Genomic DNA, 18,350 nt, shown 5'->3' with positions numbered 1-18,350 from the left:
TATATATAATATTCGTTTTTTAACTATTTTGCAATAGTTTTGCATAAAAAGTTTACAACAATTCATATTTTGTGTCTTAAATTCGAATATTAATCGTAAAACGACGTGTGAATTTCAGTTTTTATTGTGCACATATTATAAGGAAAAGGAGTTGAAAGAAGCTATGCCGCAGCAAAAAAACTTTATAACAATGCCAGCGCAACATCAAAATAAACAGCCTGGTATTGAATCGTTAATGAATCCTTTACCGCAGTTTGAAGATACAAATTATAAAGGAAGCGAAAAATTAAAAGGAAAGAATGTATTAATTACAGGGGGAGATAGCGGGATTGGACGAGCTGTTTCCATCGCTTTTGCGAAAGAGGGAGCGAATATTGCGATTGCGTATTTAGATGAAGATGGAGATGCAAATGAGACGAAGCAACGTGTAGAACAAGAAGGGGTAAAGTGTGTGTTGTTACCAGGTGATTTAAGTGATGAACAGCATTGCAAAGATATTGTAGAAGAGACCGTCAAGCAGCTAGGTAGTGTAAATGGTTTAGTAAATAATGTCGCGCAGCAATATCCACAGCAAGGGCTAGAGTATATTACAGCAGAACAGTTAGAAAAGACTTTTCGTATTAATATTTTTTCTTATTTTCACGTTACGAAAGCAGCACTTTCTCATTTCAAGCAAGGGGATGTCATTATCAATACGGCGTCTATCGTTGCGTATGAAGGAAATGAAACTTTAATTGATTACTCGGCAACGAAAGGAGCAATCGTTGCTTTTACAAGGTCACTTTCCCAATCGTTAGTGCAAAAAGGGATTCGTGTAAATGGTGTTGCGCCCGGGCCAATTTGGACACCACTTATTCCATCAAGCTTTGATGAGAAGAAGGTTGCTCAGTTTGGAAGCAATGTTCCGATGCAAAGGCCTGGTCAACCGTATGAATTAGCGCCAGCATACGTATATTTAGCGTCTGGCGATTCATCCTATGTTACTGGGCAGATGATACATGTAAATGGAGGCGTTATTGTAAATGGATAGTTTTCATTTATAAGAGCAAAGTAAAGTTAATTCCACTTATTATAGTGAGCGCTAGGGGAGAGATATAGATGAAAAAATTATGTTTCGTCATACTATTATTTTTCATCCTACCGGTTAGTGCCTTTGCTGATACAGATCATCTAATATTAGTGAATCTTACGACAAACCAATTATCTTTTTTTGAAAATGGAAATTATACAAAAACATTCCCCGTGACAACTGGAAGAGATCGTACCCCTACGCCTGAAGGTAATTTTTGTATTATAACTAAATATAAAAATAAAGAATACCATCGAAAAAAAATAGCTGGTGGTGCACCGAATAACCCTCTTGGTACGAGATGGCTTGGACTAGATAAAAATGAATATGCGATTCATGGAACAAATCGGGAATGGACGATTGGAAGTAGGGAATCAAATGGTTGTATTCGTATGCATGACAGAGATATACAGTGGCTATATGACCGAGTCCAATTACAAACAAAAGTAATCATTTCCCGTTTTCATACGAGCCCTGAATATGAAGCGAATAAGCTTGGTTACCGCGTTGTGAGCTGGAATGGTCGTAAAGTAGAGGAAGAGCAAATTGGCGTGCTTACGTTAGTAGACCGTGCCGATATATATTGGCAAGAACCAAATGGGCAGTTAACGAAAGTGAAAACGGTATTGCCGAATGAAAGATATAAGGTGTATTCAAAACGAAAAGATGGAATATATTATATAGGAAACAATTTGTATATAGTGGATGAAACTGGAGAGAAAATTCGTTATGAGCAAATTTCTTCTTCGGTTTTAAGTAATATATATAAACGGAAATATAATGTTTCCTAATAGGCTACCGTATTATAGACGGTAGCTTATTTCTACTTCGAGTTTAACTGCAACTATTGGATTTTGCTGAATATAATACAGTACAGATAGGGGGGCGGTTACATTATGAAAAGTGAATTTGCTTTTAAAGTTTTCTTAGTAACGACCTGTTTATTTATCGTGTATTTGTATGCGTTTCTCGTTTTTTCTTTTTATGTTCCATATGTTGATTTAATATTGTTCTTCGGATTTATTTGGGCATTTGTTAAGGCGAGAGAAGGGGAGAAGAGTATATATCGGCGTATTACGTTATGTGGGACGGCCATTCTCGTTGTTTTGTACTTTTTTATTATGCATGATTTTTGGAGGGGAATGTAAAAAGCATACGATTACTCGTATGCTTTTACATCTGTTAATGATGGAAGAGAGGAAATGGCTCCGTAATTTGTACATGTGAGAGCACCTACTTTATTTGCAAAGGAGATAAACGTTGTTAAATCTTCAAAATTATGAGGAAACATTTGTTCACTTTTAGCAATTTGGTATAACATCGCTCCAACGAAAGCATCACCAGCACCAGTAGTATCAACTTGTTGAATAGAGATAGAAGGTACAATCGTTTGCTTATCCTTTGTTGCAAGAAGAGTACCGTCTTTTCCGAGTGTAATAGCTACGGCTTTCGCACCGTGATTTAATAATTTGAGTGCAGATTGTTGTAAATCACTTTTTTTAGAAAGCATAATCGCTTCTTCTTGACTTACTTTTACAAAATGAGCATGTTTTATAAAAGTTAAGCAATCTTGAATAAATTGTTCGGTATTTGTAATGAGCGCATTTCGGTAGTTTGGATCAAAAGAAATAAACTGGCCACTTTCTCTTGCATGCTGTAGAAGTTGAAAATATGTGTCTTTTAACGGGCTGGACAATAAAGCTGTCGCTGAACCAAAATGGATTAAATCATTCGTTTTTATTTTTGATAAATCAATGCTATTGAAATGATATTCACCGTCTGCGCCACGCATAAAGGTAAAATCGCGCTCACCATTTTGGTCGATAGATACGAATGCAAGTGTGGTTTGTTTATCCTTGATGAGCATGGAAGTGTCCACATGTGCATGTTGTAAAGTTTGTTCAAGAAATTCACCAAATGGATCGTTTCCTACTTGTCCCATAAATGTAGCGTGTCCACCTAATTTTGTAATAGCAGCAGCAACGTTAGCAGGTGCTCCACCAGCCTTTTTCTCGAAATCTGAACCGTTTACTAAAGAAACATTGGTATTTCGGCAAACGAAATCAATTAATAGTTCACCGATACAAAAGACATTTCTCATACAATCCCTCTTTTCAGCTTATATTGTGTAATGATAAAGTTTAGTTTTGCATCTGAAAAGATTGCTATATGATGTTTCAAGTCTTTTCGAGGAAAAACCCGAGATGTAAAGACTGTTGAACCATCGTATAAGAAAATTTCCACGATGCTTGTATCTACAAATATTTGTAGTTCTATCGTATCTTGAATATTAATTTTTTTATAGCGTTCATAACCATATTCTCCGCCAAATTGATGGCAGAAGTTGCTCCTGTCTATAGAAATAGTACCTTCTTTCCGATTAAATGTAATTGGAAAACATTCCTCTTCATTATGGAAAAGAGAAAGTCCGAATAGGTTTGCATTCTCTGTTTTGAGAGTGACAATTAATTCATAAGAATCTTTATGATCAAGTGTTGATAATATATTTAATCCAGCTTTTATATCTCCTGAAATTTCTTTTTTTGTTGTTCGTAGTTTTGCTAGTTCTGAAACTGGTTTTTGTTTTAATATGTTGTCCTCTAATGTTAATTCACGTGGAAGCGTTAAACAATGAGCCCACATATAATCATCAGAAGGATATGCGATTTCACTCGATCCTGCCCAAGCAAACAATAGGCGGCGACTAGTAGAGTCTTTTAGAGTTTGAGGGGCATAAAAATCGAATCCTTTATCAACCTCGTAATATGAATCAACATGGAAATGTAAATTTTCAATATCGAAATGTCCTATAGCATAAACAACATTGTATACATTTTGGAAATTTTCTTCTTCTTTTTCAATTCCTTGAGGTGAAAAGAGAAGTACATCTTTCCCCGATAATTGGAAGTAATCGGGGCATTCCCACATGAATCCAAATTCTTTTAAGTTTGTTGAAATTTCACCTTGGAAATTCCAATTGTCTAGGCCTTGTGACTTATATAGTAAAAGAGTTCCAGTTTTATTTTTGCGTTGTGCACCGAGTAACATATAGTATATATCGTTATGTTTCCATACTTTTGGATCACGCACATGCTTTGTATATCCGTCAGGGATCACATCAATAATAGGATTATTACTATATTTCGTCATCTTATATTGAGAATCCATTATTACCATACATTGTTTTGCATCACGGGAATTATCAGATTTTTTTATATTTCCTGTATACAGTAAGTGAAGAAGTCCGTCTTTTACGATAGCGCTCCCAGAATATGCACCGTGCGATTCATAGCTTTCAGTAGGTATGATAGCTACAGGCATACGCTCCCAGTTAATAAGATCTTTTGATTTCACATGCCCCCAATGCTTCATTCCGTGGATGGGGCCAAATGGATACCACTGATAAAAAACATGATATTCATCATTGTAGTATGATACACCGTTAGGATCATTCATTAGTCCAAAAGATGGATGGATATGATAAATTGGTTTCCATGAATCTTGGTTTGCAATTTCATATAAAGAATGTAATTCGTCTTTATCAGATTGCAATATTGTTTTATATTTTGACATAGGTTTTCCCCTCGTTATTGTTTACTTTCTTTATATAAAATGAATGTGGAAACAAAAGCAGTGATAATTGCAATAGCGAATCCAATTATATAGTGAATCATATTCATTATGCCAAGAGGTGCAACAATTGTAAGCATTGGAATACCTGTTAAACCATATGCATTAGCCGCTACTTGCATCCAAACAACGTAAGCGCCACCAATTGCCCCACCAATAGCTGCTGCAATAAATGGTTTACCAAGTTTTAAATTGACCCCAAAAATAGCTGGTTCTGTAATTCCTAAAAATGCTGAAGCTGCTGCTGGAATTGCAATTTCTTTCGTTTTTTTGTTTTTTGTTTTGAAATAAACTGCCAAAGTAGCCCCACCTTGAGCAACGTTCGCCATTGACCAAATAGGGAGTAAGAAATTGACACCGATATCTTTATTTGCGAGTAAGCCTGCTTCAATAGCATGGAAGCTATGATGTAAGCCAGTAAGAACAATTGTTGAATATAGACCACCGAATATAAGACCAGCTACTGGTCCTGCAAATTGATAAATTGTATTTAAAAGGTACGTAATGCCGTCACCGATTTTATATCCAATTGGTCCAATAATAATAAGTGATAAAAAGCCAGTTATAATAATCGTTAAGAATGGTGTAACTAATAAATCTAAAGAGTTCGGAACGCGTTTTCGAAGTTCTTTTTCAATTGTACTCATGACATATACGCATAACAGAATTGGTAAAACAGTGCCTTGATAGCCAATCATATCAATATTCATACCAAGAAAATGTAAAACAGTTGGTTTTGCATTTGAAAGAGTCCAAGGATTCGTTAAGCTTGGGTGAGTTAATATACCACCAACAACTGCACCTAAGAAAATATTTCCACCAAATTCTTTAGCGGCACTAACCCCAATTAAAATAGGTAAAATAATGAAAGCTGCACTTGAGAACATATCAAGTAATTGGATAAGTGAGTGATCATCAGGAACTAATTTAAACGCTTTCAACATTCCAATTAATCCCATAAGTAAACCGCTTGCGACGATAGCTGGAATAATTGGAACGAAAATATTAGATAATGTCTTTGCTAAGCGAGCGATGGGGTTCATTTTTTTCTTAGATATATCATTTGATGTTGTAGAATCCAGTTCAGCTATTCCGATTAGTTTAGAAAACTCATCATATACTTTGTTTACTATGCCAGTTCCAAAAATAATCTGGTATTGTTCAGTCGTTGCAAAAGCACCTTTCACTTCATCGATGTTTTCGATTTCGGAAGCGTTTATTTTTGTTTCATCTTTTAGTACAAGACGAAGGCGAGTAGCACAATGCGTAGCGCGAACAATGTTTTCCTTTCCACCGATGTTTTGTAATACTTGTGTTGCAATTTGTTTCATATTCATAAAAATTTCCCCTTACTATATTTTTATGGAACCGGTTCCGTGAACGATTAAAATAAAAAACAGGGAATTGATGTGAAGAATCCTGTTTTTTTAATGTGGAACCGGTTTTATTTTTATTATAGAGTGCCTTTAAATTTTGTCAACGCTTTCTTGGATTTTTAATGTATAACGAGAGTGTAATATTTTTGGTATAGTTTTATTTTCGACAAGCTGTGAAAGAGAAGTGGCAGCAAGCTTTCCAGCATACTCATAGTCAAATGCAATTGTCGTTAAGCTAGGGTGTACCATTTCTGAAATATCATATCCCCCAAATCCTGTTACAGAAATATCATTTGGTACAGAAAGAGAATGGGAGTGAATGACTTTCATTGCCCCAAGTGCAATGTTATCAGTAGCACATACGATAAGCGTTGGACGGTTATTACTTAAAATATGTTGTACTTGTTTCATGGCATCTTCTATTTGGAAAGATGTTTCGTAATAACAAACATTGCAAGTTGGTTCTAAATTTTCAATGGCTTTTTGAAAACCGTTTTTTCGATTTATACCAACAGAAATATCATCTCTTTCTACTCCTAAATAGGCGATATTTCTATGCCCTTGTGATAATACGTATGCTCCTAACTCATAAGCTGCATCATAATCATCATGAACGAGGCAATATTGATCTTTATATTCTTGCCCAACGAATAAAATAGGGATATTTGAATTAGCAATAATTTGTTGATGCTTATTTGTTAAAGTTTTTGTTAATAAAATAATGCCAGCTACCCTTTGTTTTATAAAGTTTTCCATTGCTTGTATTTCAGTTTCAATTGCTTGATTTGCATTTGCTACAAGCATTTGATAATTATTTTCCTGTAACGTATTATCAATCCCAATAAGAGTTTTCATTGTAGCGAAGGAGTCTAATCGGGGGATAATAACACCAATTAAATTTGTTGTTTTTGCTTTTAAGCTTTGAGCAAATGTATTGGGAGAGAAATTTGTTTCCTGAATAATACTTTCAATTTTAAGTTTTGTTTTATCACTTACGTATCCACCGTTTAAGTAACGAGAAACTGTGCTTTTTGCAACTCCAGCCAATTTGGCGATATCTGCAATAGTTTTAGTCATATTATTTCACCTTCATATTCATAAAAATATTAATTTTATTATAGGGAGAATTGGAGAGGACGTAAACAAAAAGGGGAAAAGAAAAAACCACCTCACGTATATGAGGTGGAATATGTGTTAAAATCTTGGCTTAAATGTATGACAACAAGTTTCTACACTCGTTGCTACAGAACTTTCTAGCGTCTCGTTTGTTAAAACTGCACTTGTATACGATTCATTTTCAGTTTGACCCGTTTCATCCGCATCTGGCTGAACGATAATCGCACTTGCTTGACAAAAGTTACCTTGTCCCCAAAATGAGCAATTGGAAACAGAGCATCTTACTTCTGGCATAAAACCCCCTCCTTATACATTAGTTTGGGATTTTACGCCCATTTCATGTATAGAAGGAGTTTCCTTTTCTCGTTATTTTTTCGTTTGTTCAAGCCATTCTTTTAATTTGTCTTTTGGTTGTTCACCACTAATACGGCTTACTTCTTTGCCATCTTTGAAATGAATAATTGTTGGAGTTCCTTTAATGTTATATTCATCCCAAGGAGCATCTATTTTTTCGATATCCATAACTTTCATATTAACGTTCAAGTCTTTAGCCATTGGTACTACGACAGGAGATAGCTTTTGGCAGTGAACACAAGATGTTTGATAAAAGTATACTGTTTCTTCTTTTTTCTCTTTTAAATTCTTTTGAAGATCTGAAAGAGAGATTTTGTTTGTATAGTAGTCAGGACCATTTGTTGTACTACCAGTAGCGTTATCAATTTTTTGGCTAGTAGCATTTTTTTCTTCCATTTGCGTGACAGCGAAAATTGCCGCAAATAAGGCGATAATAATACCACCAAATATAAGCATTTTTTTCATTGTTTCATCTCCTTATTTGTTTTTTATTACAATAAAACTACATACAGCGATTGTAATAAAGCCGATAAGTGCTAAAAACGGGATTGTAATAAAACCAAACCAGTTTATGAATTCTCCGGTGCAGGGTACACGGCCGCAAGCTGCTCCAGCAGCTGAAAATGCTGGGACTTTTTGAATGGCATAGTGATATAAAGAAATACAAGCACCAATACTTGCAATTGGTAAAGAATAACTTGCGATGCGATAATCTTTCTTTGCTACAGCGATACCAAGCCATAAAACGAATGGATACATAATAATACGTTGATACCAACAAAGTACACAAGGCTCAAATTTCATGATTTCGGAAAAGTAAAGACTTCCTAGTGTAGCGATAAAAGAAGCTCCCCATGCGGTAAGTAAAGCATATTCTTGCTTTTTTTCTCGTCCCATATTTTATACCTCTCTTATAATAGTTACATACTAAATTATAGTATGAAGTAGCACAGAAAAGAAAGAAAAAATATGTTTATCAATAAAAGTTTTATAAGGGGAAACTTTTATTGATATAAACATTTTAAAAAAGCGCTATTCTCATAAAGAGAATAGCGCTATATTTTACATTTGAATTTGCTCTACTTCATCTATATGTGACTTTTGGGATGCATGGTCAATATATTGAAATAGGAGCTGCAATTGTTTATCAACTTCTGGTAGTTCTTTACTGTATTGATAAGCATGTAAAAAGTGTTCAATACGCTTAGAAAATAATTGATCGTTCGTTTGAACCATAAGAACGAGTAATTTATCCCAATTACAGCAATACGTGTAATAGAGAGCTTTATCATAGTCGTTATATGTTTGCACTGTGTACCCTCCTTACCGAGGAGTTATATATAGTGTGTGACAAGCAAGGAGAAATACACTTGAAAGAATTTGTTAAGAAAAAAAGCGAATGAAAAGAAAAAACGAGGAATGTCCCCGTTTTTAAGCTTTTGGCATTGGCGTAGGTGTTGGCTTGCCGTAGCCCTCTTTGTATTTATTGTCGATATAGTTACGAATTTCTAGCGTTGATTTTCCTTTTTGTTTCATGGAAGCAGATTCAACCGCGATTTCTAAGCAATTGACGCAAGTCGTTGCGTGGGAATCCCAAACAACTTCACCATTCTTTTTCATTTCACGAATAAAGCAGTTTTTATTATTTTTATGTCCCACACTATCACCACAACCGCAGTAACATGGAATCCAATCTAATAGCTCTGCATTTTGTCCAGCGACAGTGTAGATATCTTTCATTTGTGGATCAAGTTTGTCTAAGAAGGTAGGAAGTGTGTCGACACCTTTTGTTTGTTCTTGAATGTCAGCTTGCTGAGTATGCGATGCGTGGTCATGTTCTTCTTTTGATTCAGATGATTTTTTTTCATTTGTACTAGTAGCTCCGCATCCAGCAAGAATTAAACTTAGTACTGCAAGTAAAGAAAATACATATTTCTTCATACGCTTGTCCCCTTTACAAATGTATTACTCAAATTGTATCAGAGATTATGGTGTATCGGTTGAAGATTTTTTCGACTGATTTTTGAAGCGCCATCGCAGTGAATGAAAGAGAAATAAAATTGGGATATAAGCGTATACAATATATAAGCCTGCTTGAGATAGCACCGTATTTAATGTATTGATACTTTCACGGTTTGTGAAAAATAAGGAAGCTGTAAAGACTATTAAGGTGAAAAATGGTAATGTAAGTTTAAAAGGAATATGGAATGAACGCTTCATCGTTTGACATGATGACCAAATGGTTAAACAAAGATTTGGCAAAATAATTAAAAACCAAACGAAAATAATAATGTATTCAAAGCGTTGAATGAAAGGAACTTTAATGATTTTTAACATTGTTAAAGTAGGCCAAATCGTGTGATTTAATTGGCCCTCGCTATAATACATAAAAGATACGATGGCTAAAACTACATAAATTAATGTACTGAAAGCAATACCTGCATGAGCCCATCTTTTTAAGGATTTTCCTTTTTCAATAAATGGATAGAAGATTAAGATTGTCTCAAAACCAAGAAACTCTAACGCAGAGTGTTTTGCAGATATAAGCATGTCAAAAGGTGAATGTGTAAAAATAGGTAAAATATTGCGGAAGTGTGCATATTTCATTGGATAGATTAAAAAGAATATCACAAAAATAGGAAGCACAATACCCCAAAAGCATATCCCTGTCACAGAGCGGAACCCGCCTTTTATAATATAGTAAGTCACTAATAAAAACATAAGGGTAAGTTTCCATAATTTAATAGTAGGGAAAATCCAAACTTGTATTACTTCCATATATGTACGGAGAACAGTAAGGCAGAATAATAAGCAATAAAGAGTAAAAATTACGGAAAATATAGAACCAATCCATTTTCCAAAGGTCGTCGTATGAATGGTAATTAAATCTCCATCTTTTTCTAACATTTTTAGCATGCAAAACAGTACAATGTGAGTTGCAATGCCTGCTATGATTAGAGAAATCCAAGCATCATAACCAGCATTTTTTAAAATTACACGTTGATATCCGAGAATTCCTATACCGATCTGGAGAGAATGCAATAAAATAAATGCAAAATATGGAGAGACAGTTTTTGTTTTATTCATTGTATTCATTGCTTATTTCACCTCACTATTCCCCGATTCCAGATTGTACAATGTTAATGTCTAGATTTATATCCACAGCTACATTCGGATACATATTTCGAATTTGGTTTATATTCCATTTTCTCGTATGACTTCTAATTTCATCTCGTATTCCTAAAGGATCAATTTTCTTTTGTTGAAATTGTTTTATTAATTTTTCACAGTCTTGTTCAACATTTCTTTCAATTTGTTTTTTTATATAATTGATATTTGTTTTTTTTCTTAAATCAATCCAAGTAGGAGAGTTTTTAATTAATCCATTTAGTTTCAAATGAATTTTCACTTTTGGTATGTCACCAGTTTGATCTATATCATACTTACTTTCCCCAGCTAAGTTTTGTATGACCACCATGCCTTTATGCTTATCTTTTTTTATCGCCGCTTCGTAACGCCCATTTTTTGTAGGATTAATAAGCAATTTTGCTAAAACAGAATGTCTTTTATCTGTATACATAATGACTTTATCACCTTTTAAAAAAGCAAGTCCTTTAACAGCGACGGAATGATTATCGCCCATTTTTATATAAGGGATATAGGCATCACATACAGAAGAGTAGTAATTATATAAAAAAATGTTTAATGCAGTTTGTGGAATGTTTTCATTTCTTATATTTTGCTCGAGCAAATCAGCAATATATAATGATCCATTTTGTTTGCCATAATTTAAAAGTTCTTCAGCTGATCCGTCTACAATTGCTAGTTGTACATCACGCCCGATATTTGGATCACGTTGTAAGTTAGTAATAATCTCGCCCATTCCTTGTTCTCCTAAATCTTTTCCAAATAGAACGACACGCATTTGACCTACAACAACATTGTGAGGGGATTTCGCATTTAATCGTGAAGCGATTGTTTCAAGTGAACGAGCAGATGTAGATTGAGTTTCTGGTTTAGACTTCACACCATGTGTATACTCTGGAAATAAGATCGTTCCTTGGAAGTTTTTGTTTTTTTTCATGTCAAATCCAGCAACATGAATAATACGCTGCGTATCCACTACATACGTTTGTGTACAGCCAGTTTGTAGAACAAAAAAGATTAGAATAAGGAACAGTAAGAGTTTTTTCATTCATTATCACCATCACGTTTTTTCTTCGCTTTGTTTGGATTATAGCGCCATTTAGATTTTGGTCTAAGGAAAGAAGGCCTTTGTGCAGTTTGGCTAAACGGTAAACGGAGAAAACCTTCCGCTGTACCTAAACCACGAAATGGATATAAAGGTAATAAATAAGGTGATCCAAGTGATTTTAATTTAATTAAATGAGCTAAAATAAATACAAACCCGACGATAAGACCTAATCCACCAAATGCACCAGCTAAAAGAATAAGCGGAAATCGTAACAACCGGATAGTAGAAGACATTTTTACAGTCGGTGTTGTGAAAGATGCAAGAGCGGATAAAGCAACTGCAATTAATAAAATTGTACTTGTTAAAGCGGCTTCAACAGATGCTTGCCCAATTACAATCCCGCCAACAATACCAATTGTTTGTCCTACTTTCGTCGGTAAACGTGCTCCCGCTTCACGAAGCAATTCGATTGTAATTTCTAAAAAGAGTGCTTCTAAAATAGGAGGGAAAGGTACGTTCGCTCTCGAGAAAATAATAGGACCTAGTAAATCAGCTGGAATCATTTGATAATGATATGTTAAAGCCGCTGTATAAATAGCGGAGGAAAAAAGAGAAAATATAGCTCCGAAAAAACGAATAACGCGAAAGAACGATCCAATCATCCACGGTAAATAATAATCTTCTGGTGAAATGAAAAAATCTAGTAACGTTGTCGGTCCTGATAAAGCATATGGAGAGCCATCTGTTAAAATTAAAACTTCCCCGTTAATTAATGCAAATACTGCTCGGTCTAATCGTTCTGTAGGTAATAGAACAGGGAATGGTGAATTGCTATTATCACTAATAAATTGCTCAATCATAGTTGCATCAAATGGGACATCAAAGTCAATGTCTTCTAGCCGTTGTATTGCAGTGTTGATAAATTGTTCATTTGTAACCCCTTCTATATAAGCAACTGCTACTTTCGTTTTTGACATAGATCCAACAGTAACTTCTTTAAAAATGAGTTGCTCCGTTACAATATTTCGGCGTAATAAGTGTATATTTGTATCAAGGTTTTCAACGAAACCGATTTTAGGTCCAATTACGCTATACTCATTTTCTGTATCGTTATATAATCGTGTTCCTAAAACAGTACTTTCGGCACGAATTAAAGCATATTGATCGGGATTTGAATTGCTTTTTAAGCGTACTAAAATATATCCACCTAATAATTTCTGACGAATATCATCAATAGAGGGAGAGGTAATAATATCTTCAATGGAGACAATATTACATAGGTCAGAAATATTTTGAATATGTTCTGATTCCTTTTTCATAGGAGTTAAAATAAACTGTTTAATAATAAGTGCTTCCACGACAGATTTATAATAAAACAAGCATAACGTTTCATCTTCAAGTACGTTATATGAAACAAAATCGCTAGATTCTTTCATAGTATGTATAAATTCTGGAATAGAACAAATTGTTTTTGTATTAGTCTTTTTGGATTTCTTAGATGATAAACCGAACATTTTCTCACCCCTAACATATATCATGTGCTTGTGTTAGTTTTTGGGAAAGACGGGAATTTATACTTGAAAATTGAAAGTTCATAAAGAAAAGGAAGAGTATTGAAAATCTCTTCCTTTTTGGCGTATTAATTTGTTTTCTTTTCTTTCATAGACTGTACTAATTTAATCATTTCAGTTCGTATATCTTCTTTTTTTACATTTAATTTTTCGGCAATCTGTTTTATATCCATTCCGTCTTTTTTCATTTTTAGTACATCGTCAAGAGGGGTATTACTTTTTTGAGAGATGATTGTTAATACTGTGAGCTGGCGTAATCCGATATTGTATTCTTTCATTTTTTGTTTTAGTCCGTCTGGTGTAGATTTTTGCATAGTTGCTAATTGTTGCAGTAGTGCTTTTTTCGTTTCTTTATTCATATGATGCTTTTTCAACTTACTTGGATCTACGCCGAAATGCTCGGCTGTTTTCTCCCAAGATTTATTTTGTTTATAGTAAGCTAAAACGTCTTTAATTTCTTTTTTACTCATTCTTGCAATGTGAGCAGCTTTCCAAATTTCATGTTTGTTATAGCCGAGTTTTTCGAGCGACTGCATTTCTTCTTCTGAAATTGGTTTATGATGATGGAATGTTACTTCTTTTGGCGTGGCAGCGTAAGTAGGGAGGACGGTTACCCCGAATAATAATGCTGCCATAGTCATACTTACTGCGATTTTTTTGTACATATAAATTCCTCCTAGATGGATAATGTGGAAAACTGTACACATATCATTTCCATAAAATGTGAAATACTTGTGAACAAATCAAGTTTTTTTATTCACAGTATGAAATGACATTTTTAAAAGTTTTCCAACATAAAACATTGATTAATAGTAAAAAACTAAGGTATAATCGAAATTGAAAATCAATATCAATAATAAACGTATACATATAGATAAAAATAAGGGAGAGAAAAATATGACTACATATACTTCCATCGCAAATGTGATTAAAGAAAGACGCTCTGTTCGTACATTTACAGATAAAGCAGTAGATAAAGAGTTATTAATTGAACTATTAAACGACGCAACGTGGGCACCGAATCATAAACACCGTGAACCATGGAATTGTAAATTATACATTGGGGAAGGCCGTCAGAAATTAGTGGACGCAGTTTTAAACTCGTTCACAGAAGAAGAAAGAGCGAAACGCGGTAAAATTTTATCAGATCGTTTCTTAAGCACACCTGCACAAATCGTTGTGTATATAAATGAAGATCCTCGTCAAATTCAACGTGACGAAGATTACGCTGCAACATGCGCATTTATGCAAAACTTCCAACTTCTTGCTTGGGAACGTGGCTTAGGCTGTGTTTGGAAATCAGGTGGATTAAACTACAATCCACTGTTTATAGAAGGACTTGGTTTAACAAGAGGTCAACGCATCGTTGGAATTCTTCACCTTGGCTATTTCGATAAAGCACCAGAAGGAAAAGCTCGTACACCGATTACGGAGAAGATGGAGATTATTGAAGGTTAATAGATGAGACATTCTCGTTTTTATGAGGATGTCTTTTTATTATGCAATCAATCCTCATGAAAGCTTGTTCTCAATCATACACTTTCTTAAGGGAAAGTGTAAGGAGGGAAAATAATGAGAGCAAGTGACGATAAAGCACTGCAATATGCGATTGCGGAAATTACAGAAATTGCGACTGGATTTGGGCTTGATTTTTATCCGATGCGTTATGAAATATGTCCAGCGGAAATTATTTATACATTTGGTGCATATGGGATGCCAACGAGATTTTCACATTGGAGTTTTGGGAAGCAATTTTTCAGAATGAAATTACAATACGATCTAGGTCTCAGTAAAATATATGAACTCGTTATTAACTCTGATCCATGTTATGCCTTTTTATTAGATACAAACTCGTTAATTCAAAATAAATTAATTGTAGCGCACGTTTTAGCACACTGTGATTTCTTTAAAAATAATATTCGTTTTTCAAATACGAAGCGAGATATGGTAGAAAGTATGTCAGCGACAGCTGAACGGGTGAAAGCGTATGAGCATAAGTACGGAAAGGCAGAAGTAGAAACATTTTTGGATGCCGTACTTGCCATTCAAGAGCATATTGATCCGTCGCTCATGCGCCCAAAACTTGCGTGGAGTATTGATGACTTAGAAGAGGAAGAAGTAGAAAGGAAAAAGGTATCACAATACGATGACCTATGGAATTTAGATGATCGAAATAAAAAAAGAGAACGTTCCAATGTACGTAAAAAGAAGAAAATTCCGCCGCAACCAGAGAAAGACTTACTCCTCTTTATTGAAGAATATAGCCGTGAGTTAGAAGATTGGCAGCGAGACATATTAACGATGATGCGTGAGGAAATGCTGTATTTCTGGCCGCAGCTTGAAACGAAAATTATGAATGAGGGCTGGGCATCATATTGGCATCAACGTATACTTCGTGAAATGGACTTAACATCTGATGAAGCAATCGAATTTGCGAAATTAAATGCAGGTGTCGTTCAGCCATCAAAAACGAGCATTAACCCATACTACCTCGGTATTAAAATGTTTGAAGATATTGAAGAACGCTACAACAACCCAACAGAAGAAATGAAACGAAGAGGCGTTAAACCAGGATCTGGTCGTGACAAAATCTTTGAAGTGCGCGAAATCGAATGGGATGTATCTTTCTTAAGAAATTACTTAAATAAAGATCTCGTAATGAGAGAAGATATGTACTTATTCCAGCGCCAAGGAAAAGAATATAAAGTAATAGATAAAGAGTGGGAACATGTACGTGATCAGCTCGTAAATATGCGAACAAATGGTGGCTTCCCATACTTAGTAGTAGAAGACGGGGACTACTTAAAGAACGGAGAATTGTACATTAAACATAGTTACGAAGGGATCGAGCTTGATTTAAAATATTTAGAAAAAGTATTGCCATACCTTCATCAATTATGGGGAAGAACGGTGCATATGGAGTCGATTGTGGAGAGTAAGGGCGTTGTATTTTCTTATGATGGGAAGATGGTGCATCGGAAGTATGTGTGATGGAAAGAACGGACATAGAATGCTATGTCTGTTCTTTTTTATTTGGAACGAGGTGAAATATGCTATTCTTAAAAAAGGGAGTTACATAGAGAAGTGGAGCGATTCAAATGAGCAAAGTAGGGGTATGTAAGGTGGATATTACGCCGCCTGTCGGTATTGATTTTGTCGGATATCATAGAGAGACTGGGATAAATAATATTGAAGAGCGTATTTATGGGACGGTTTTTGTATTTGAAAAAGGTGAAATGAAAACTGTGTTTATAAGTATTGATAATATCGGGATGTTAGTAGAAGATACGAATATGATTCGTGAGCGAGTAGCAAGTAGGCTTCATGTTCCATTTGAGCGAATAACAGTTGTTTATACACATACACATTCCGGTCCGGAAACAGTAGGTGAGCGACCTTTAGTAAAGTCGTATAAAACAATCTTAGTAAATAATGTAGTGCACGGTGCAGTGACTGCGAATAACAACTTGAAGCGATGTGAAGTTGGCTGGGGTGTTACCACAGGTGATATTGGGGTCAACCGAAGAGAAAGAACAACTGATGGAAGAGCAAAGATGGGAACAAATATAGATGGTGTTGTAGATAAACGAATTGGCATGTTAGCAATAAGAAATGCTGAAACGAAGGAGCTATCTGGGATTATAGTATTTTGTACGGCGCATCCGAATGTATTAAAAGGTGATAGCGATGTATTATCAGCGGATTATCCTGGAATGACGAGAGAGATTCTTGAGAAAATCGTAAACTGTCCTGTTATTATTGTGCAAGGTGCTGCTGGTAATGTAAATGCAAAGTATCGCGGTTCAAGGGAAGCTTTAAAACAAATTGCTTACACGTTTAGTGGACATGTATTAATGATGTTGCCAACAGTTACATATAGTCCGATTGTAAATGTAAGAACGATTTCGAGTACGGTGCAAATGAAACTGCAGGATATCCCTGAAATTGATGAAATACGAGGCATGGCTCAATTAGCTGAGAAGCAGTGGGGCGTGAATACGGATGAATGGCTTATTATCGTTTTAGAGAAATATAAGCAAGGTATGCGGCAGTTACGTATTGATTTAGAAGTGCAACTGTTTCAAATTAATGATGGTATATTCTCAGGTATACCGATGGAACCTTTTTCGGAAACGGCATTAGAAGTGAAAGAGAATCTTCAAAATGAATTAGCTTTCTTTGGTGGATATACGAATGGATATATTGGCTACTTACCAACGAAGGAAGAATTCACATATGGTGGGTATGAAGTGGAATTAAGCCCTGTTGTGTATGGACCGGTTACGAATTTATTGATGCCACCGGAGGAGAATACTGCGGAGTTGGTTGTGAAGAGAGTTATGGAATTATATAACGCGTAAAAAATATATTCAGTAGAATAAAATGTAAAGAAATTCATGATTTTTAATACAGCTATAGAAAAACGAATCCATTTTGAAGAAGATGAATCAAAGTGAATTCGTTTTTTGTTTACCAGACAGGTCGTATATTTGATGATAATTTCTCTGTATTTTCTTTAGTAACGAATGTTGTTAAATCTTCTTTTAGCATTTGCATTCGTTCTGTACCAATGTTTTCAATCCATCGCTGCTCTATTTCAGCTACTATTTCTTCTTTAGCTTTCATTACTGCTAAACCACGTTCGGTTAAAACAATGATTTTACCCCTTTTATCAGTAGGATGTGTTTTGCGTGTAACGTAGCCATTACTCTCAAGAGAATCCACCATTTTACTTATAGCTTGTTTGGAAATCCCTAAATACTCAGCTAGCTCTATACCAGTTGCCCCATTAGGAAGGATGCGTTTGAACATAAAACCATGTGCTGGCCTAATATCTTCAAACCCTAATTCACTTAATTTGTCATGTAGCTCAGTAATTAATGTGCTAAATGATAATGATAAAAGCGATGTAAGATCTAACTCGTTAAATGTTTGATCCATATATATAACCTCCGCACTTGTAGTCAATTAAGTTGACTATATGTAATACTTATTGTACTATACACAATATAGTCAATCAAATTGACTATATTGTGTTG

General features: G+C 34.9%; 20 protein-coding genes. 6 read left to right on the top strand and 14 right to left on the bottom strand.

Annotated elements, in window-relative coordinates; translation table 11 throughout:
* Positions 1 to 163 precede the first annotated feature (163 nt).
* From AC3WVA_RS23020 to AC3WVA_RS23010, 3 genes are all read left to right on the top strand, one after another.
* A complete protein-coding gene (locus AC3WVA_RS23020; protein ID WP_098346415.1) occupies positions 164 to 1,030 on the top strand; it encodes an SDR family oxidoreductase in 867 nt (288 codons plus the stop codon).
* A gap of 68 nt (positions 1,031 to 1,098) precedes the next feature.
* Positions 1,099 to 1,860 carry a L,D-transpeptidase gene (locus tag AC3WVA_RS23015; protein ID WP_098346414.1) on the top strand — a complete coding sequence of 254 codons (762 nt, stop codon included), beginning with the start codon at positions 1,099 to 1,101 and terminating at the stop codon, positions 1,858 to 1,860.
* Positions 1,861 to 1,965: 105 nt separating this feature from the next.
* Positions 1,966 to 2,217, top strand: coding sequence for a hypothetical protein (locus AC3WVA_RS23010; RefSeq protein ID WP_098346413.1), 252 nt, complete (start codon positions 1,966 to 1,968; stop codon positions 2,215 to 2,217).
* 11 nt (positions 2,218 to 2,228) lie between these two features.
* Here AC3WVA_RS23010 and scrK read toward each other — a convergent pair whose 3' ends face one another.
* The 13 genes from scrK to AC3WVA_RS22945 all read right to left on the bottom strand — a co-directional run bounded on the left by scrK (position 2,229) and on the right by AC3WVA_RS22945 (position 13,976).
* Positions 2,229 to 3,170: a fructokinase gene (scrK, locus tag AC3WVA_RS23005; RefSeq protein ID WP_098346412.1), complete on the bottom strand. Its 942-nt coding sequence runs from the start codon at positions 3,168 to 3,170 to the stop codon at positions 2,229 to 2,231.
* Positions 3,167 to 4,642, bottom strand: coding sequence for a glycoside hydrolase family 32 protein (locus tag AC3WVA_RS23000; protein ID WP_098346411.1), 1,476 nt, complete (start codon positions 4,640 to 4,642; stop codon positions 3,167 to 3,169). The genes scrK and AC3WVA_RS23000 overlap by 4 nt, the downstream gene beginning before the upstream one ends.
* Before the next feature lie 14 nt (positions 4,643 to 4,656).
* Positions 4,657 to 6,036, bottom strand: coding sequence for a sucrose-specific PTS transporter subunit IIBC (locus AC3WVA_RS22995; protein ID WP_492322194.1), 1,380 nt, complete (start codon positions 6,034 to 6,036; stop codon positions 4,657 to 4,659).
* 129 nt (positions 6,037 to 6,165) lie between these two features.
* Positions 6,166 to 7,152, bottom strand: a complete 987-nt coding sequence (locus tag AC3WVA_RS22990; protein WP_048526285.1) for a LacI family DNA-binding transcriptional regulator — start codon at positions 7,150 to 7,152, stop codon at positions 6,166 to 6,168.
* A 117-nt stretch (positions 7,153 to 7,269) separates the two neighbouring features.
* Positions 7,270 to 7,485, bottom strand: a complete 216-nt coding sequence (locus AC3WVA_RS22985) for a DUF1540 domain-containing protein (RefSeq protein WP_048526286.1) — start codon at positions 7,483 to 7,485, stop codon at positions 7,270 to 7,272.
* A gap of 72 nt (positions 7,486 to 7,557) precedes the next feature.
* Positions 7,558 to 8,010, bottom strand: a complete 453-nt coding sequence (locus AC3WVA_RS22980; RefSeq protein WP_098346408.1) for a thioredoxin family protein — start codon at positions 8,008 to 8,010, stop codon at positions 7,558 to 7,560.
* A gap of 12 nt (positions 8,011 to 8,022) precedes the next feature.
* Positions 8,023 to 8,442 (bottom strand): disulfide formation protein C, encoded by a 420-nt coding sequence (locus AC3WVA_RS22975; protein WP_087957430.1) that lies wholly within the window; start codon positions 8,440 to 8,442, stop codon positions 8,023 to 8,025.
* A gap of 165 nt (positions 8,443 to 8,607) precedes the next feature.
* A complete protein-coding gene (locus tag AC3WVA_RS22970) occupies positions 8,608 to 8,856 on the bottom strand; it encodes a YhdB family protein (RefSeq protein ID WP_048526289.1) in 249 nt (82 codons plus the stop codon).
* 120 nt (positions 8,857 to 8,976) lie between these two features.
* Entirely contained in the window at positions 8,977 to 9,486 is a 510-nt protein-coding gene (locus AC3WVA_RS22965) for a PCYCGC domain-containing protein (RefSeq protein ID WP_098346407.1), read from the bottom strand.
* A gap of 45 nt (positions 9,487 to 9,531) precedes the next feature.
* Positions 9,532 to 10,641, bottom strand: coding sequence for a GerAB/ArcD/ProY family transporter (locus AC3WVA_RS22960; protein WP_098346406.1), 1,110 nt, complete (start codon positions 10,639 to 10,641; stop codon positions 9,532 to 9,534).
* A 16-nt stretch (positions 10,642 to 10,657) separates the two neighbouring features.
* Positions 10,658 to 11,740: a Ger(x)C family spore germination protein gene (locus AC3WVA_RS22955; RefSeq protein WP_098346405.1), complete on the bottom strand. Its 1,083-nt coding sequence runs from the start codon at positions 11,738 to 11,740 to the stop codon at positions 10,658 to 10,660.
* Complete coding sequence (locus AC3WVA_RS22950) at positions 11,737 to 13,254, bottom strand: spore germination protein (protein ID WP_098346404.1); 1,518 nt, start codon at positions 13,252 to 13,254, stop codon at positions 11,737 to 11,739. Before AC3WVA_RS22950 ends, AC3WVA_RS22955 begins: the two co-directional genes overlap by 4 nt.
* A 125-nt stretch (positions 13,255 to 13,379) precedes the next feature.
* Positions 13,380 to 13,976, bottom strand: a complete 597-nt coding sequence (locus AC3WVA_RS22945; protein WP_141539433.1) for a hypothetical protein — start codon at positions 13,974 to 13,976, stop codon at positions 13,380 to 13,382.
* Between the two features lie 232 nt (positions 13,977 to 14,208).
* Here AC3WVA_RS22945 and AC3WVA_RS22940 point away from each other — a divergent pair, with 232 nt between their 5' ends.
* The 3 genes from AC3WVA_RS22940 (at position 14,209) to AC3WVA_RS22930 (ending at position 17,672) form a co-directional block, all read left to right on the top strand.
* A complete protein-coding gene (locus AC3WVA_RS22940) occupies positions 14,209 to 14,769 on the top strand; it encodes a nitroreductase family protein (RefSeq protein WP_000214810.1) in 561 nt (186 codons plus the stop codon).
* Positions 14,770 to 14,883: 114 nt separating this feature from the next.
* The gene (spoVR, locus tag AC3WVA_RS22935) at positions 14,884 to 16,302 is read left to right on the top strand and encodes a stage V sporulation protein SpoVR (RefSeq protein ID WP_098346402.1); all 1,419 of its coding nucleotides are present in this window, start codon (positions 14,884 to 14,886) and stop codon (positions 16,300 to 16,302) included.
* Positions 16,303 to 16,409: 107 nt separating this feature from the next.
* Entirely contained in the window at positions 16,410 to 17,672 is a 1,263-nt protein-coding gene (locus AC3WVA_RS22930) for a neutral/alkaline non-lysosomal ceramidase N-terminal domain-containing protein (RefSeq protein WP_098520042.1), read from the top strand.
* A gap of 109 nt (positions 17,673 to 17,781) precedes the next feature.
* Here AC3WVA_RS22930 and AC3WVA_RS22925 read toward each other — a convergent pair whose 3' ends face one another.
* Positions 17,782 to 18,252, bottom strand: coding sequence for a MarR family winged helix-turn-helix transcriptional regulator (locus AC3WVA_RS22925; protein WP_098229270.1), 471 nt, complete (start codon positions 18,250 to 18,252; stop codon positions 17,782 to 17,784).
* Positions 18,253 to 18,350 lie beyond the last annotated feature (98 nt).

Source organism: Bacillus sp. EB106-04-02-XG92, assembly GCF_058791995.1.
The sequence above is the reverse complement of the archived record's forward strand: the minus strand, read 5'-3'. Positions and strand labels throughout refer to the sequence as shown.

What these genes read in the sequence shown, in the direction of transcription:
- AC3WVA_RS23020 (WP_098346415.1), top strand. Translation starts at nt 164, where the DNA reads ATGCCGCAGCAAAAAAACTTTATAACAATGCCAGCGCAACATCAAAAT.
- AC3WVA_RS23015 (WP_098346414.1), top strand. Translation starts at nt 1,099, where the DNA reads ATGAAAAAATTATGTTTCGTCATACTATTATTTTTCATCCTACCGGTT.
- AC3WVA_RS23010 (WP_098346413.1), top strand. Translation starts at nt 1,966, where the DNA reads ATGAAAAGTGAATTTGCTTTTAAAGTTTTCTTAGTAACGACCTGTTTA.
- scrK (WP_098346412.1), bottom strand. Translation starts at nt 3,170, where the DNA reads ATGAGAAATGTCTTTTGTATCGGTGAACTATTAATTGATTTCGTTTGC.
- AC3WVA_RS23000 (WP_098346411.1), bottom strand. Translation starts at nt 4,642, where the DNA reads ATGTCAAAATATAAAACAATATTGCAATCTGATAAAGACGAATTACAT.
- AC3WVA_RS22995 (WP_492322194.1), bottom strand. Translation starts at nt 6,036, where the DNA reads ATGAATATGAAACAAATTGCAACACAAGTATTACAAAACATCGGTGGA.
- AC3WVA_RS22990 (WP_048526285.1), bottom strand. Translation starts at nt 7,152, where the DNA reads ATGACTAAAACTATTGCAGATATCGCCAAATTGGCTGGAGTTGCAAAA.
- AC3WVA_RS22985 (WP_048526286.1), bottom strand. Translation starts at nt 7,485, where the DNA reads ATGCCAGAAGTAAGATGCTCTGTTTCCAATTGCTCATTTTGGGGACAA.
- AC3WVA_RS22980 (WP_098346408.1), bottom strand. Translation starts at nt 8,010, where the DNA reads ATGAAAAAAATGCTTATATTTGGTGGTATTATTATCGCCTTATTTGCG.
- AC3WVA_RS22975 (WP_087957430.1), bottom strand. Translation starts at nt 8,442, where the DNA reads ATGGGACGAGAAAAAAAGCAAGAATATGCTTTACTTACCGCATGGGGA.
- AC3WVA_RS22965 (WP_098346407.1), bottom strand. Translation starts at nt 9,486, where the DNA reads ATGAAGAAATATGTATTTTCTTTACTTGCAGTACTAAGTTTAATTCTT.
- AC3WVA_RS22960 (WP_098346406.1), bottom strand. Translation starts at nt 10,641, where the DNA reads ATGAATACAATGAATAAAACAAAAACTGTCTCTCCATATTTTGCATTT.
- AC3WVA_RS22955 (WP_098346405.1), bottom strand. Translation starts at nt 11,740, where the DNA reads ATGAAAAAACTCTTACTGTTCCTTATTCTAATCTTTTTTGTTCTACAA.
- AC3WVA_RS22950 (WP_098346404.1), bottom strand. Translation starts at nt 13,254, where the DNA reads ATGTTCGGTTTATCATCTAAGAAATCCAAAAAGACTAATACAAAAACA.
- AC3WVA_RS22945 (WP_141539433.1), bottom strand. Translation starts at nt 13,976, where the DNA reads ATGTACAAAAAAATCGCAGTAAGTATGACTATGGCAGCATTATTATTC.
- AC3WVA_RS22940 (WP_000214810.1), top strand. Translation starts at nt 14,209, where the DNA reads ATGACTACATATACTTCCATCGCAAATGTGATTAAAGAAAGACGCTCT.
- spoVR (WP_098346402.1), top strand. Translation starts at nt 14,884, where the DNA reads ATGAGAGCAAGTGACGATAAAGCACTGCAATATGCGATTGCGGAAATT.
- AC3WVA_RS22930 (WP_098520042.1), top strand. Translation starts at nt 16,410, where the DNA reads ATGAGCAAAGTAGGGGTATGTAAGGTGGATATTACGCCGCCTGTCGGT.
- AC3WVA_RS22925 (WP_098229270.1), bottom strand. Translation starts at nt 18,252, where the DNA reads ATGGATCAAACATTTAACGAGTTAGATCTTACATCGCTTTTATCATTA.